The sequence below is a fragment of the Shinella sp. CPCC 101442 genome (assembly GCF_024704725.1).
GTDB lineage: Bacteria > Pseudomonadota > Alphaproteobacteria > Rhizobiales > Rhizobiaceae > Shinella.
On record NZ_JALIQS010000005.1, the window covers coordinates 289181 to 303748 of the forward strand.

Genomic DNA, 14568 nt, shown 5'->3' on the forward strand with positions numbered 1-14568 from the left:
CCGGATTTCCAGACCCGCTGCGTCAACCTGATTGAGGGCAGCGGTCTGGGCAATGCGGATCGACCCTCGGGTGAGTTAAATGAGGGTATTTCGGAATGACGATGGGGCAGTCAAAATCGTATAGGGCGCGACTGGGAGCAAGCAGCGGTGCGCGCAAAGCCATTCAAATGCTGCTGGCGACCACTATTCTCGGCGCTGCACCTCTCGTCATCCAGACATCGGCGATGGCACAAAGCCAGCCTGCCGCCTCCGCCTCGCAGTCGATCTCCTTCAACATACCGCCGCAATCGCTGGCCTCGGCGCTGGATGCTTTCATTCGCCAGAGCGGCTGGCAGATCAGCTATTCCTCGGCTTTGGTTCGCGGCAAGCAGTCTGGCGGCATTCGGGGGAGTGCGGCCGCGGGGACCGCTCTGCACCGCCTGGTCGCCGGAACGGGCTTGGCCGTCAAGATCGGCGCGCCGGGATCGGCAGCACTGGTCGGCCCGGTCGATGGGGTTACCGGCTCCGTCGATCCCGGCAATTCGACCGCGCTCGAAACCATCACGGTCGAGGGCGAGGAGGGCGCCTGGGGGCCTGTCAATGGCATCGTTGCCAGCCGGTCGGCGACCGGCACGAAAACCGACACCCCGCTGATTGAAGTACCACAGTCGATTTCCGTGATTACTGCGGACGAGATCAAGGCGCGGGGTGCGGAAACCATCAAGGAAGCCGTGAATTATACGGCCGGTGTCCACGTCGGCGGCAGCAGTGCATCCACCCGTGCGTTCGACAATATCGAGATACGCGGTTTCGCGCCGACGCCTTTGTATTTCGAAGGCACGTATCTGCCTTATATCGGTGATCTCGGTGGCTCGCCGCAGATCGATCCATATCTCCTTGAGCGGGTCGAGGTCCTGAAGGGACCGTCGTCCGTCCTCTACGGCCAGAACTATCCGGGTGGCATCGTCAACATGGTGAGCAAGCGGCCCACGGACACGCCCTTCCATGAAGTCGTCGCCGGGACGGGAACCGATGGCCGCGCTTACGGCGCGTTCGATTTTTCCGGCCCTGTGGCTGACAATGACGCCATTCTCTATCGCCTGACCGGCGTGGCGACGCGCACGGAGACGAACATCGACTATACGAAGGACGATCGTCTGCTGCTTGCACCCTCTTTGACGCTGAAGCCGGACGAGGACACGTCTTTCACGATCCTCTCTCACTACCAGAAGGACGGCGGGGTGCCGGACTATCAGCCCCTCCCTTACATCGGAACGGTGGAGGCGGGGCCTTTCGGGCGGATCGATCGGGACCTGTTCACCGGCGAGCCGGCCTATAACAGCTACGATCGCAAACAAGCGATCATCGGCTACGACTTCAGACACCGTTTCAACGATGTCTGGTCGGTTCGACACAATGCGAAATATATCTCGGTCGACGATTCCTATCGCACGTTTTTCAGCGGAGGTTATGTCGAAACCGATGGCGTGGTCGATTACTCGAAGATGAAGCGCAACGCGATCGATTACTCGTCCGATAATCAGGTATTTGCGACGGAAACGAATCTGCAGGCCGAATTTTCGACCGGCGCGGTCGAGCATACGGTGATCGTCGGCACCGACTACAAGTGGTTCCGCAACGACTATACGGGCCGCTATGGCTTCGGCAATACGCCACTGGACGTCTTCAATCCCGATTACGGATCCTACAAGGAACCGACGGTCGGCGCCCGATGGGACAACAGGATCAGCCAGCTCGGCATTTACCTCCAGGACCAGATCAAATGGGACAACTGGATTCTGACGCTTGGCGGGCGATATGACTGGGCCTGGCAAACCGACGAAGACCTCCTCACCTCCACCGTGGCCAAGAAGACGGATGGTGCATTTACCGGCCGGGCCGGTCTCATCTACCTCTTCGATAATGGTCTGGCGCCCTATGTGAGCTATTCCACCTCCTTCATGCCGTATTCCGGTTTCGACGGGCAGAACAATCCGTTCAAGCCGACCACCGGGCAGCAAACGGAAATCGGTATCAAGTTCGAGCCGGAGGGCTATGACGCTCTGATCACGGTCTCCGCCTATGATCTCAAGCAGCAGAACGTGCCGACCTATGACAGCCTGACCTTCCTGCCTTCCCAGCGAGGGGAGATACACGTTCAGGGTGTCGAGATCGAAGGCAAGGCAACGGTGTTCGACAGCCTCGATCTCATCGCGACGGCCGCCTACACGGATTCGGTTTACTCCAAGGCCGATGACGGCACGCAGGGAAATAAGGTCCGGTTCATGCCGCCGGTGAACGTCTCTCTGTGGGCGAAGTACCGGATAGAGGACGGTCCGCTCAGTGGCCTTGGCCTCGGCGCGGGAGTGCGTCATTCAAGCAGCGGATATGGCAATGATGCCAATAGCTTCAAGTACCCGGCATACACTGTCGTCGATGCGGCGATTTCCTATGATTTCGGGAAGAATAATCCCGATCTGGAGGGGCTGGAGCTGAACATCACAGCGCAAAACCTCTTCGACAAGACCTATGTGAACGGCTGCAGCAACATCAATTCCTGCTTCTATGGAAAGTCGCGCTCGGTTTATGCCAATCTGAGTTTCCAATGGTGACAGCCATAGCTGAGAACTTGCTACGCCCCAATCCGACACCGGAGGCCGCCGAAATGGCCTCCGGAAATCGGCAAAGGTGGCGGCAACGTTCATGAGGTCTTTTTGCGCGTTTGCGAAAGCCATCCTTCTGGCGCTGACGTTGCTCGCCGTTGCCGGACCCGCCCGGTCTGAAGACGGCTTCCCGCGACGGGTGGCGCATGCCCTGGGGACGACGATTTTGTCGAAGCCACCGGAGCGGATCGTGACGCTCGGTTGGAGCAGCGAAGATGCCGTTCTCGCGCTTGGCCGAAGCCCTGTCGGCATGCCGCGATACCGCTTTTTTGAAAGCGGGATTTTTCCCTGGAACGAGGAGAGGTTGGGTGCGACCCGCCCGTATCTTCTTGACGGCGCAACCGACTATGAGGCGATCGCGGCGTTACGGCCCGATCTCATTCTTGGTATCTATTCGGGCATTGATGAGCACGCCTACAAGCGGCTTGTCAGCATCGCACCGACGGTCGTGTATCGCTCCGCACCATGGTCGGCTGACTGGAAGGAACAGATGGCCTTGGTGGGCGACGCTCTCGGCAAGAGCGTCGAAGCCAAGGCACTGACCGAAAAAACAGCATCAAGCCTGTCCGGGATGGGTGATCGCTGGCCGAACCTGCGCGGTAAGACGTTTACCTTCGGGACCTACTTCGTAGGCGCATCCGGCATCGTCGTCTATCTCCAGGAGGAACCCCGCGTCGCAGCCCTGAGGGAACTGGGGCTTGATGTGTCTCCCGGTGTTGCGGCGCTGTCTGTTGCCAATGCCGGCCGGGGCTCCGTCGAAATCAGCCTCGAGCAAATCGATACGCTCGATGCCGATATCCTGGTCATGTGGTACGGCCCCGGCGCACGCGCCGCAGCGGAGGCACAACCCTTGTTCAACATGCTGGGAGCGGTCAAGCGTGGGGCCTATGTCGCACTTGAGGATCCGGTGGATGTCTGGTCGACGTCGGCGTTGAGCGCCCTGTCGATCCCCTATGGCTTTCCAAGATTCGTGCCTCGCCTTGCCGAAGCGGCAGCGCGGGCTGGGGAGAAGTGAGATGACGGCGAATGCCAAGGCCCTCTCGGGGGCGGATCATCACGATCACGACCACTATGTGGAGGACTACTTTCTCGCCATGACGAGGGCGGTGGAGCGCTTGACGCCGTCGATCATCCGCGTGGTGCTGAAAGTGGACGGCGGCCATCGGTTGGTCCCGAGCGGTCATCCGGATGAATGGCTGCGGCTGGCGCTGAAGCCAAATGCGGACACGCCCGTGACGCTCCCGGTGTTGATGGAAAACGGCAAGTGGGGTCGGCCGGACGGCTCGAAACATTGCCCGAACCGTCCCTATACGATCCGCCGCTGGGACCCGGCAGCGTGCGAGATGGTGATCGACATCGTCGCGCACCAAGGCGGCGTCGCGGCCGGCTGGGCGATGGCGGCGAAAGTCGGCGATGTCGTGGGCCTCTGTAATCCGGAAGGCCGTTTCTGGCTGCCGAAGGGCAGCCGTTGGCTGATGATGCTCACCGATATCACGGGTCTGCCGGCTGTCGGGAGAGTGCTCGAAGAACTCCCGGCCGGCTTCCGGGCGATCGTCCATGTCGAGATTCCCTCAGACGCGGACCGCCAGATGATCGAGACGGCGGGCGATGTTTCCATCACCTGGCATGCCTGCCATGGACCTCGGCCGGAGCGGTTGGGTTATACGGAATTGCCCAGGATCGCCGCCGGGATCCGCGAACTCCCCGAGGGGCCGGGCTATATCTACATCGCCGGGGAAGCCAGGGCTGCCGCCGCCTGTCGATCGCATTTCCGAGACAGGCTCGGTTTTGACAAGGACCGTATAGACGCCATCGGTTACTGGATTGAGGGACAGGCGCGCGTATGAAGAACCTGCCGGCAGCGGTAGAGATGTGCTGCCTCCGATCCGCAACACGGGCCGCCGTCGTTCCCAGTGCCGCCTGGCTGGTATTCGGTCTGCTGCTCGTCCTCTTCCTTGCCACCGGAAGTCTCCTGATCGGTGTGCGGCCTGTTGCGCTGCCGGTCGCCCTCGATGCCTTGTTTTCCTACGACCCCGGCCTCCCGGACCATCTTGTCATCCGCGGCTACCGCCTTCCGCGGACGCTGCTTGCGATTCTGTGCGGGGCGGCGTTCGGTGTGTCGGGTGCGTTGATCCAGGCTGCGACACGCAATCCTTTGGCGGATCCGGGCATATTGGGGGTCAATGCGGGAGCGGCGTTCTTCGTGACGCTGGCTGTTGGTGTTCTGGGATGGCGATCGATCGAAGCGTCCCTTTGGTCGGCGTTTCTCGGCGCGATCGTCGTCACCCTGATGGTCCAGGCGCTTGGCATGGTCGGCCGGATAGGGGCGACGCCGCTGCGCCTGGTGCTGGCGGGCGTGGCACTGTCTGCGGTGCTCGGCGGTCTCGGATCGGCGGTGACGTTACTTGACCCGGCCTCTTTCGATGCGCTGCGTCAATGGTCGGTCGGCTCGGTGGCAGGACGCGACATGCAGGTGGTCCTGGCCGTTGCGCCTTTCATAGGGGCGGGGCTCGTTGTCGCGCTCGCCGCCGCGCGGCCACTCAATGCCGTGGCACTCGGCGAGGAGCTTGCCCGTTCGCTTGGCGCAGATGTGCTGAAGGCCCGCATCCTCGTGGTGATCGCCGTCACGCTGCTGGCTGGTGCGGCAACGGCTGCGGCCGGCCCCATCGGTTTCGTCGGCCTGATGGTGCCCCACGCCGTGCGCTGGTTCGTCGGGCCGGATCAGCGCTGGATCGTTGTCCTCACCATGATCTTCTCTCCGGTCCTGCTTCTGGCTGCGGATATCGCCGGCCGCATTGTGGTCCGCCCCGGCGAGGTCGAGGCGGGGATTGTCACGGCTTTCCTCGGTGCGCCGGTGCTGATCCTGCTCGCTCGGCGCAGGAAGGCCGGTGGGCTATGAAACAGGAACAACCCTTGCCGATTGCCTTCGGCCGGCCGGTCGTGACGATCCGTCTGTGGGGCGGGCGGGTCTCCTGTCATCTCGATTTGCGCGCCACCAGCGTGAGCGCTGCCGTCCTCACGCTATGCCTCCTGGTCGTCGCCGTCTCGCTGATGAGCGGCGCATATCCGGCCTCGATGACCGAGGTCGCCACAGCGCTTCTCGGCCGTGGTGAGGAGATGGTCATGATGATCGTGAGAGAGTGGCGCCTGCCGCGGGTGCTGCTTGCCCTGCTGTTCGGTGGGGCGCTGGGCATGAGTGGCGCCATCTTCCAGTCGCTGACGCGCAACCCGTTGGGCTCGCCCGATGTCATCGGCTTTGCCGCCGGCTCGCATACCGGGGCGCTGGTGGTTATCCTCCTGCTGTCGGGCGGTTACTACGAGACGGCGCTGGGCGCCTTGGTCGGCGGCATTGTCACCGCACTCGCCGTCTACCTGCTCGCCTTCCGGCGCGGTGTCGATGGATTTCGCCTGATCGTCGTCGGCATCGGTGTGGCGGCCATGCTCGGAGCCTTCAACGCGTGGATGATCCGCAAAGCCGACCTGCAGGTGGCTATGAGTGCGGCCGTATGGGCGGCCGGCTCGCTTGACGGGCTTGGCTTCGAGCAAGTGATGTCTACGGTCGTCATGCTTTGCCTGGCCGTACCGCCGGCCCTCCGTCTCTCGCGGCCGATGCGCCAGCTGGAGATGGGCGACGATGTTGCCATGGCCTCCGGTGTTGCCGCTGGCCGCGTCCGCCTCTGCCTGTTGATACTCGGCGTTGCGCTGACGGCGATCGTCACGGCGGCGGCCGGCCCCATCGCCTTCATCGCGCTTGCCGCTCCGCAAATTGCAAGGCGCCTGACGCGCTCGGCCGGCCTGGGGCTCATCACTTCCGCCTTGACGGGGGCCCTCCTGCTCGTTGTTGCCGATTGGGCCGCCCAGCATGCCTTTGCCGTCCATCTGCCCGTCGGCGTCATGACCGTCAGCATCGGCGGTCTCTATTTCCTCTGGCTCATCATCCGGGAGGGTTGCAAGTGACCCCAATGAGCGGTTGTTCAGATCGCCTCCAGGCCAGGAACCTGACGCTCCGCTACGACGAGCACACGATCTCGCAGGGCCTCTCCGTCGTGATTCCCGACGGTTCCTTCACTGTCATCGTCGGGCCGAACGCCTGCGGTAAGTCCACCCTGTTGAGGGCGTTGTCGCGGCTGATCCAGCCATCCACCGGCGAGGTCATCCTCGACGGCAAGGCGATCGGCATGCTGTCGGCGAGGGAGGTTGCCCGCAGGCTCGGTCTCCTGCCGCAGAGCGCTATCGCCCCCGAGGGCATTACCGTTGCCGACCTCGTCGCCCGCGGGCGTTATCCGCATCAATCGTTTCTTAGGCGGTGGTCGAAGGCCGACGAGAGAGCCGTCGCGGCTGCGATGGAGGCGACCGACGTGATCAACCTTTCTGCCCGTCTCGTATCCGAACTCTCTGGCGGCCAGCGCCAACGGGTGTGGATCGCCATGGTGCTGGCACAGGAAACGCCGATCCTTCTCTTGGACGAGCCCACCACCTATCTCGACATCGCGCACCAGATCGAGATGCTCGATCTTCTCTCTGATCTGAACCAGGAAGGCCGCACCATCGTTGCCGTCCTGCACGACCTCAACCATGCCTGCCGCTACGCTTCCCACCTTATCGCCATGAAGGACGGATGCATTGTTGCCGAAGGCAAGCCACAGTGCATCGTCACCGAACAGGTGATCCGCGACGTCTTCGGGCTCAAATGTATCGTCATCGATGATCCCATATCAGGCACGCCGATGGTCGTGCCGAGAACTCGTCATCCCCTCAAACGGGGAAAAGCGTGATAACGGTTGATGTGGTCAATTCAGCCAATATCGCGCTCCTCAAAGGTGCGTTTCTGCGCATGCCGATGATACCCCTCGAAATCATGGGCAGCCGGATGTAGCGCAAAGTCGTGAGCACGGGCCGATCGCCGAACTGGATCTGGCCAATGTTCCGGCCGCTGCGCAAGCAGGTCTGACGACGGGTGGATCCTAGCGGTTGTCGCTGCTTGGGAGCGGCGGTAGGACTGCGAGGCGACGACTGAGGGGGAGGGCGTCTAGCAGGATCGATACGCCGGCTCCATCGTGCCGATCGAAAGATCGCCCTTGATGGCTAAGTAGGCGCCTGCGGCCAGGAGGGCGTATTGTAGCAGCATCGCAAGATGCTTCGAGACGATCTCGAACCAGGCGTCCCAGTCCTTCAGCTCGATCGCCCGGTCGCGGGAATCCTTGCGTGCCGCCAGCCAGCGGTCGATGAAGGCGGGCGTCATTTCATGCACCCGGATGACGCTTCTCGACCCGCCGATCTGGTCCTTCAACGTGCCGATGGCGTCGCTCACCTGTGTGGCGCGCGCGTCATATTCCCTTGTGAAGTGCTGGCGCAGAACGGCAATGGCGAGGATGACCAGAAGCCCGTCGACGACGATCCAGCCGAGGGTGGCATGCAGGATGAAAATCGGCACGAGGAAAATGGGCGACCGGATGATGTCGAGGATCGCGATGAGCGAACCGGAATGAAAGAACGCCCGCAGCCGGTCGAGTTTGTTGAGTTCCTGCGCGGGTTTTGATCCCGTACCTGTCAGATCGGCGTTGCGGTTGCGTGCCTGGAAAATCCCGGTTTCCACCAGCTTCCTGGAACAGCGCGCCAAACCGCGCCATGATCCGCCGACGGGAGTAGTCGATCAGTGCCATCAACACCAGGAGCGCTGCGACCAGCACGAAGAGGGCGATGAGCGTTTCCGCGGCCCGTGACGCCAGACCGCGATCATAGACGAGGATCATGAAGAGCGGCCCCGTCAGCCGCAGGACGTTGTAGAGGAAGCTGAAGGCAAGGGAGAACAGGAAGATGTAACGAACCCTGTGCATCGCCTGACGCAGTATCGTACGGCTTGGAGCAGTGGACATGAGCTGACCCGCGGGAAGAATGGCCGTAAGCGCAACGCCTGCCGGCCACATTCCCGATCCTTCTTCGCCAATGCGGCCATCCCGGGCGAAGGCAGTTCGCCTTCAACCCGCGGGCCTGCCTACTTCTTCTTCTTCACCTGGTTGATGTTGAAGGAGATGATGACCCGGTCGGCATTGCGGCCGGGCGCTGTCGCCATGTTGGAATCGACGCCATGGTAGAGCCAGCTCGGGAAGAACAGCATCCTGCCAGCCACCGGCTTGTAGTTGATCTTGGTCCAGCAATTCCGCGGGCGTTTCCTCTTGGGCAGGTATTTCGGCTGGTTCATCAAAAGCGCGGTGCGCGGATCGACGAACTCGATGTCGCCCGAGGCTTCCGGCGTCTGGACATAGTAGACTCCGCTCCAGATCGCGCCCGGATGAACATGCATGCGGTTGCCGTTGCCGGGCGGATTGATGATCGACCACATGGCGGTGACGATCAGTTCATGATCACGGGCATAGCCGAGCTCATTGGAAATATGCCCGCCGACCTCATGGATATGTGACAGGATGGCGCTGTAATCCTCGGATTTGTGCAGGTTCGTGTTGCTGTGCCAGCTTCCCAGTTCGGCCGTGTTCGATTTCGTGATGCCGAGTTTGTCGGCCTCGCGCTCCCGGTAGATGAGGTCGATCAGAGACGCATTGAGACCGTCGGGATTGGGAAGGTCGAACTGATAGACCATCGTGGGAAAATAGTCGGTTCGGCTGATGTTCACCATTTCGTTCATCGTCCTTACGCGCAATTCGATGGGGTGCCGTTTCCTCTACCCGCCGGTCTGTCCCAGTGGCCGCAGACGGCTCGCACGCCACGCATCAGCTGTCGGTCGGCCTGTTTGTCATACGCGCAAGAATCGTCGTCTTCGTGCGACGTTTGTGTGATGCGGATTAGGAAATCATCATTTAGATTTCCCGGTCAGATGACTGCGGTATTCCGGCGGTCAGAGGGAATTGGCGCATTTTCCATATGCAGGACCGCGCCGCGCTCTTGCGGAGGATGCCCTCGGGATAGGATCGGTTCATGGGCCTGTTTTGCCAAAAAACGCGTATCTGCGGAGCGGCTTTGCTGCTTTTGGGCGCCAGCGCGTGCCCGGCCGCGGGTAGCGGCACGCCCCCCTATGACAGCACGGCCGATACCGTCTTCGACCTCATCGAGGCGGACGATCCGACCAGCTTCCGGTGCCTGACCGATATCGGCCGCGGCGCCCGTCAGATCTGGGACAAGCGGGTGAATGGCGAACCGGTCGTCGAGGCGTTTCTGTTCACTGCGGACTATTCCGACGGGGCATCGATAGAGATCGCCGTCAATCCGGAATTTGCGACGGTCGACAGGGCGCGCGCGGAAGCGATGCGCCATGCCGTTCCCCTCGGACGCTTGCCCTCGCTGCTGCGGGCAGGCATCGGCCGGTTCAGTATCCATGGCGGAAACGAGGGGTTTCATGCGGGAAAGGGCCAGATCGTCGTCTATGCGGAGCGGACCACCCGCCGGATCGCGCAGGCGCATCTGGAGGAATCGCTCTTTCACGAGGCCGTCCATGCGACACTCGATGACGAGCACCGGATGGCTGCCGCCTGGCAGGAGGCGCAGCGTCGGGATGGTGGATTCCTGACGTCCTATGCCCAGGCGACGCCGGACCGCGAGGATCTGGCGGAGACGGCGCTTTTCGCCTTCGCCCTTCTGCATCATCCGGAACGGTTTCCTCCCGTCGATACGCAGACGGTGCGTGAGGCCGTGCCCAATCGGCTCGCTTACATCGCGAAGTTGTTTCCCAGGGAGCAGCCTTTGACATCTGAAGCACAGGACCTTCGCCCGTGTCCGGGCGACCATTCCTGACGCCCAAAGGAGGGCAGGGACGTCGAACATGATCGTCGTGGATGAGAATTTCGACAGAAAGACCTCGAACAATCTCGGCGAATGGCTCGACCTTCACGGCTTGAGCGAACCGAGATGCTGTGCGCTCCTGCGTGCCGTCGAGGATGATGCCATGGACAATCTGTCCTTTTCGCCGACGGCAAACTGGCCGGGGCCGCTTGATCCGAATGGCGCATGGCAACGGGCGCTTGCCGCGATGCTCGATTATTTTCCGGAGCGGGCCGACAGTATCTCACGGGCCTATACCGGGACGCACAAGGTGAGGGCGGCCGGCGATATCCGCGCGCCGCGGGCGATGACCGTCGCCGACGGCGGCGACGGTTTTCCGACCGTCTATTTTTCCTTCGATGGCGGTGCGGCCAGCCAGATGGCGATCGCGCACGAATTTGCCCATGCCCTGCAGTTCATCGCCAGCGGTGGCATCTTCACACCGCCGGTCACGCGCGAGATTTGCGCCTTCGTCGGAGAAGCCGCGCTTCTGCAGTATCTCGAGACCTTCAGCCACTCCGAATACACGGCCGCGGTGCTGGTCTGGCGACGGGACGAATATGTCTATTGTCATCACTATGCGGCCGCGCTGAAGCTCGCCTTGCATGAGCCTATGGCCAAATACAATTATGAATGGAACTACCCGATCGCCCGCCTTCTAGCGCGCGAAGCGAAGAAAAACCTGTCCCCCGACGAGGTGTGGTGGCTTTTTGAAGGCAAGGAAGATCTGGACGGCCTGATGACCGCACTTGGTTATTGAGGAATATTGCGTTTAGCAGGATCGCCTAATCGGAAGAGACCACCGGTTCCGTATCGGGCCGGTCGTGCGAGGAAGGAACAGGCTGCCCAGATTCTCATTGGCTTCGGCCACCCCGTTTCAGACAGGAACATGTGTTCGGAAGCTGGCGCTATCAAAGTGGTTCCGCCGGGTCCTATGGGCAGGCCCAATTAGATCAGCCGAAACTTCAAGCACAATGAAGCAACGCGACGGCGGAATGATTGCGCTCGGACGATCTATTCAGGACAGCTCCGATGTCTGCAATTTTCGCGAGCAGCGCAATGGTGGAATCCGCCATGAGTAGTGGCATCGCCGAGACGACGGCGTCCCTGCTGGACCTTGCCGAATTCTGGCGCGCCGGCGGCGACGACCTGTACAGCAATGTCAGCTTCGCCCTGCAGCCGATCTCCAATGACGGCCACGAAGGCGACGAAACGCAAGGAGACGTGATGCGCCAGCCCTAAGGTTGCTCCGGCATCGTTGCCCGGAGCGACGGCGACCAAAAAACAGGGAAAGCCTAGTCCTCCGGGCTTTTCCGCGAAATGGAGCAAACGGGGCGGCGGTCAGTGGCTTTTTTAGGGTCTGCTTTACCAATTCCGCGCCGTTCGCGGTTTGTCGCGAATGGATTGGCTGCCCCGCCCGTTAGAAAGACAGAACAGGCTGCGTCTCTGTTTTCCAGATGGCTGCCGGCGGAGAGGAGACCCCGCCGGTCCTCGTGATTTCTCTTGGGACGGAGGGTGTGATGAGCTTGCCTTCGTTTGATTCGGTCCTGACGGCGATCTACGAGACCGCGCTCGATCCTGATCCCTGGAACGGTGTTCTATGCAAGATCGCCGATTTCTGCGGGGGAGCGAATTCGGCCCTCGTTTATGACTATCGGCAATGCGGCTTTTCCGGTGTCGTCACTCCGCGCGCCGATCCGACGATCGTGTCGGAATACCGCCAGCATTGGTGGAGCCTCAATCCGATCATCGACACACGCACGAGAGTGGGCGTGGTGAGGAGCCTCGATGACTGCGGTCGCGAGGCCTATTTCGCGAGCGCGTTCCACAATGAATACTGGCGGCGCACGGGACTTGGCGCCGAACGGCTTGCCGCCAATATCATCAACGACGGTAGAAGCCATTGCTGCCTTATCCTCCAGGCCTCCGTTCGGCATGACGAGTTTGCGTCCGAGGTCCGTAGACGTTTCGAGCAGCTCGTGCCCCATGTCGCCCGATCGATCGAAATCGGCACGAAGCTTCGAAAGCTGGACTTCGACTTCTGGGTCGAAAGCCACGCCGGCAAGGCGTCGCGCATGGCTGCATTCGGCGTGGGCGCGGATGGAGGGCTCATCTTTGCAAACCGGACGGGTGAAGAAATGCTCCAGGCCGGCATGCCCTTTACCGTGCGAGCGGGCCGATTGTGCCTTGCAAATCCGCGACGGCAGGCGGCGCTTGAATATACGGTGCGCCGCTCACTGGCTGGCTCGGCGGGCACGGTGGCGCATCTGGAAACGACAACCGTGACCGGGTATGGTCGAACCTACAAGGTCTGCATTGCCCCCTGCACGGGCAACGTGCCGGCGATCCCGGTTCCGGGTGTGCGAGTGCTGGTTCTGGTCGATGAGGAGATCGACGAAGCCGCGGTGCGCATTCAAAATCTTCGGCTTGCCTTCGGTCTGACACAAGCGGAAGCCCGGCTGACGGTGGAGATGCTCGAATGCGACGGAAGGGCCGCTGCCGCCAAGCGCTGCGGCATTTCAGCCAACACGGCACGTACGCATTTGTCACGCATCTTCGACAAGGTCGGGGTGAACAGGCAGGCGCAGCTTGTCATGGTTGTAAACGGCGCCCCCGCCGCCCGCTAACGCCGCTTCCCGATTCTTCTGTCGGTTCATGCCGACCGTGCACCTCTATTACGGCGCCGGTGCGCCGGAGCGGAAAATCCAGACGGAAGCACAGGCCGCACCTCGGGTGCGGCGCTCTTCAACGGCTATTCGAAGCCTGGGGCGAAGGGGCGCGATCTTTCGGCGCGGGCAACCCCGATCGATCCCGACAATCCTGGACCTTGCGCGGCCGTGCCGTTTGGCGGCGTCTCGGCAAACCGATATCGAAACCCTGCGGATTCATGTGGATAGGGGGCTTGCTCCTTCCCTCCGGGAGTGCTTCGAATGTCCGCCACTCTTTTTGCAAGGGTAGGAATTTCATTTTGGGAGAAGCCCGCACGGATGCGGGCAAAAAGGGAGTTGAGACAATGAGAAAAATTCTGATCCTCGGCACGGCGCTTGGCCTGCTCATGGGCACCGCTGCGCGCGCCGAAGACCTGACTTTCGCGGTCGCCGGTCCGCTCACCGGTCCGCTCGCGACGATCGGCGACCAGTTCAAGCAGGGCGCGCAGGCCGCCGCCGATGCCATCAACGCCAAGGGCGGCGTATTGGGCCGCCAGATCAAGCTGCAGTTCGAGGACGACCAGTGCGATCCGAAGCAGGCCGTTTCGGTCGCCAACCGCATTGCCGCAGCCGGCATCCAGTTCGTTGACGGTCATGCCTGCTCGGGCTCGAGCATCCCGGCCTCGGCTGTCTATGCCGAAAACGGCACGTTGATGATGAGCCCGGCCTCGTCGAACCCGGTCATGACGGACGATGCTGCCGCCAAGGGCTGGACGAACATCATGCGCCTCTACACCCGCGACGATGCGCAGGGCGCCTTCATCGGTCCATGGATCGCCAAGCAATATGCCGGCAAGAATGTCGCCGTGCTGCATGACAAGACGGCCTACGGCCAGGGCGTGGCGGATGCCGTGCGCGCCACGATGAACGCAAACGGTCTCAAGGAAGTCTTGGCCGAAGGCATCAATGCCGGCGAAAAGGACTACAACGCGCTCGTGACGAAGCTGAAGGACGCCAAGGTCGATGTCGTCTATTTCGGCGGTTATCACCCGGAGGCAGGCCTCATCCTGCGCCAGGCCGCCGAGCAGGCCTACCAGTTCCAGCTGATCATGCCCGACTCCATCGCCTCGCCGGAATTCTGGCAGGTCGCAGGCCCGGCCGGCGAAGGCACGATGTTCGTCTTCCCGTCCGATCCGCAGGCAAAGCCGGAGGCGAAGGAAGCCGTCGCGAAGATCCAGGCCGGCGGCTTCAAGCCTGAAGGATTCACGCTCTTCTCCTACGCCGTGATCCAGGCCTTCGCGCAGGGTATCGAGCGTGCCGGTTCTGATGATCCGACCGAGGTCGCCAAGGCGTTGAAGAACGGCCAGCCGATCGACACCGTCGTCGGTACCGTCACTTTCGACGAGAAGGGCGACCTGAAGGACGCTAGCTACGACATCAACCGCTGGACCAACGGCAACTACGCGCCGATCGCGCAGTAAGGCGCCAACTGGAAGGCCCGGCCA

The 14568-nt window shown here is 61.9% G+C and carries 13 protein-coding genes; 11 read left to right on the plus strand and 2 right to left on the minus strand.

The genetic code is table 11. From position 1 onward, the window contains the following. Positions 1 to 167: 167 nt before the first annotated feature. From MUO32_RS20390 to MUO32_RS20415, 6 genes are all read left to right on the plus strand, one after another. The gene (locus MUO32_RS20390; protein ID WP_257950218.1) at positions 168 to 2591 is read left to right on the plus strand and encodes a TonB-dependent siderophore receptor; all 2424 of its coding nucleotides are present in this window, start codon (positions 168 to 170) and stop codon (positions 2589 to 2591) included. Positions 2592 to 2667: 76 nt separating this feature from the next. Continuing rightward, positions 2668 to 3657: an iron-siderophore ABC transporter substrate-binding protein gene (locus MUO32_RS20395; RefSeq protein WP_257950219.1), complete on the plus strand. Its 990-nt coding sequence runs from the start codon at positions 2668 to 2670 to the stop codon at positions 3655 to 3657. 1 nt (position 3658) lies between these two features. After that, on the plus strand, positions 3659 to 4489 hold the full coding sequence (locus MUO32_RS20400; protein ID WP_257950220.1) for a siderophore-interacting protein: 831 nt from the start codon (positions 3659 to 3661) through the stop codon (positions 4487 to 4489). Beyond that, positions 4486 to 5541 (plus strand): iron ABC transporter permease, encoded by a 1056-nt coding sequence (locus MUO32_RS20405; RefSeq protein ID WP_257950221.1) that lies wholly within the window; start codon positions 4486 to 4488, stop codon positions 5539 to 5541. Before MUO32_RS20400 ends, MUO32_RS20405 begins: the two co-directional genes overlap by 4 nt. Next, complete coding sequence (locus tag MUO32_RS20410; RefSeq protein WP_257950222.1) at positions 5538 to 6599, plus strand: iron chelate uptake ABC transporter family permease subunit; 1062 nt, start codon at positions 5538 to 5540, stop codon at positions 6597 to 6599. Before MUO32_RS20405 ends, MUO32_RS20410 begins: the two co-directional genes overlap by 4 nt. Positions 6600 to 6604: 5 nt before the next feature. Then, the gene (locus MUO32_RS20415; protein WP_257950223.1) at positions 6605 to 7417 is read left to right on the plus strand and encodes an ABC transporter ATP-binding protein; all 813 of its coding nucleotides are present in this window, start codon (positions 6605 to 6607) and stop codon (positions 7415 to 7417) included. 254 nt (positions 7418 to 7671) lie between these two features. Here the strand turns inward: MUO32_RS20415 and MUO32_RS20420 are convergent, their stop codons facing one another. Both MUO32_RS20420 and MUO32_RS20425 read right to left on the minus strand, forming a co-directional pair. After that, entirely contained in the window at positions 7672 to 8238 is a 567-nt protein-coding gene (locus MUO32_RS20420) for an ABC transporter transmembrane domain-containing protein (protein ID WP_257950224.1), read from the minus strand. Between the two features lie 399 nt (positions 8239 to 8637). Then, on the minus strand, positions 8638 to 9276 hold the full coding sequence (locus MUO32_RS20425) for a TIGR02466 family protein (RefSeq protein ID WP_257950225.1): 639 nt from the start codon (positions 9274 to 9276) through the stop codon (positions 8638 to 8640). 341 nt (positions 9277 to 9617) lie between these two features. Between MUO32_RS20425 and MUO32_RS20430 the strand changes: the two genes are divergently transcribed. The 5 genes from MUO32_RS20430 to MUO32_RS20450 all read left to right on the plus strand — a co-directional run bounded on the left by MUO32_RS20430 (position 9618) and on the right by MUO32_RS20450 (position 14544). Then, on the plus strand, positions 9618 to 10388 hold the full coding sequence (locus MUO32_RS20430) for a hypothetical protein (RefSeq protein ID WP_257950226.1): 771 nt from the start codon (positions 9618 to 9620) through the stop codon (positions 10386 to 10388). Positions 10389 to 10416: 28 nt separating this feature from the next. Then, entirely contained in the window at positions 10417 to 11175 is a 759-nt protein-coding gene (locus MUO32_RS20435) for a hypothetical protein (protein WP_257950227.1), read from the plus strand. A gap of 314 nt (positions 11176 to 11489) precedes the next feature. Beyond that, positions 11490 to 11657, plus strand: coding sequence for a hypothetical protein (locus MUO32_RS20440; protein WP_257950228.1), 168 nt, complete (start codon positions 11490 to 11492; stop codon positions 11655 to 11657). 278 nt (positions 11658 to 11935) lie between these two features. Continuing rightward, positions 11936 to 13042 (plus strand): helix-turn-helix transcriptional regulator, encoded by a 1107-nt coding sequence (locus MUO32_RS20445; RefSeq protein ID WP_257950229.1) that lies wholly within the window; start codon positions 11936 to 11938, stop codon positions 13040 to 13042. 386 nt (positions 13043 to 13428) lie between these two features. Continuing rightward, entirely contained in the window at positions 13429 to 14544 is a 1116-nt protein-coding gene (locus MUO32_RS20450; protein WP_257950230.1) for a branched-chain amino acid ABC transporter substrate-binding protein, read from the plus strand. Positions 14545 to 14568: the final 24 nt, after the last annotated feature.